This window comes from Oleiphilus sp. HI0043 (assembly GCF_001634935.1).
Genome location: NZ_LWEY01000524.1, coordinates 1 through 1,023, shown reverse-complemented (window position 1 = coordinate 1,023; position 1,023 = coordinate 1). Strand labels below are relative to the sequence as shown.

Sequence of the window (1,023 nt, the reverse complement as noted above, 5' to 3'; positions counted from 1 at the left end):
TCACAAGTCCTGACTGATGGTGTTGATTACCTGATTTATTGCCTGACGCCTTCCCAGCGCACCGAACAGGCTTATCGTGATACCTATGTCACGGGTTTAGAAAACACGCTTACGATGCTTCCTAATCCGAAGCGCTTAAAGCGATTGATCTTTGTTTCCAGTAGCAGTGTCTATCACCAGAATGATGATAGTTGGATAGATGAGCAAAGCCCTTGTGAACCAAAACAGTTTTCAGGAAAGCTTATCTTTGAAGCGGAAGGTCTACTTCGACACAGCGGCATACCCAGCACGATTATTCGTTTTAGCGGGATCTATGGTGGTTCTCGTCGCCAGTTAATTAATCAGGTAAAGCAGTCTGCGGAAAGTGGCGCGGCTATTTTAAGTAAAGCCTTACGTCGAAGTAACCGTATTCATGAAGATGATTGCGTGGGTTTTATTGAGCACTTAATTCGCTTGAATGCTCAAGGCTCAGCGTTGGAGCCGCTATATCTTGCTAGTGATAGTGAACCAGTAGATCTTAATGAAGTGATTATCTGGCTAGCAGAGCACTTGGGGCTGACCATCAATACCCAACCTTCCGAGCAGGCAAAACGGCGAAGCGGAAATAAGCAGTGTTCCAATAGGCGAATGTTGGATAGTGCTTATCAACTTCACTATCCGACTTTCCGAGAAGGTTATCAGGCGATGTTAAGACAAACCTAAATAGATGAATTCATCACCATTATGCCATCCATTTCAACCTGAGCATCTTTAGGTAGTGATGCGACGCCAATGGCGGCTCTTGCGGGATAAGGCGCTTCAAAATACTTGGCCATGATTTCATTCACGGTGGCGAAGTGTCCTAGGTCTGTCAGGAAAATATTGAGTTTAACTATGTCTTGAAGTGTACCGCCTGCGGCATTGCATACAGCGGTAAGGTTATCAAATACTCGCGTGATTTGCGTGCTGATATCGCCTTCTACCAGGCTCATCGTACTTGGGTCCAGCGGGATCTGGCCAGATAAAAAAACGGTCTCGCCGACT

2 protein-coding genes are annotated in these 1,023 nt (G+C 45.9%); one reads left to right on the top strand and one right to left on the bottom strand.

The window, feature by feature from the left end; genetic code table 11:
- Positions 1 to 702 (top strand): sugar nucleotide-binding protein (locus tag A3729_RS06495; RefSeq protein ID WP_068633445.1); only part of this gene is annotated, 702 nt, incomplete at its 5' end.
- Here the strand turns inward: A3729_RS06495 and A3729_RS06490 are convergent.
- Positions 699 to 1,023 (bottom strand): Rid family detoxifying hydrolase (locus A3729_RS06490; protein WP_068633443.1); only part of this gene is annotated, 325 nt, incomplete at its 5' end. The two genes, A3729_RS06495 and A3729_RS06490, sit on opposite strands and share 4 nt — an antisense overlap.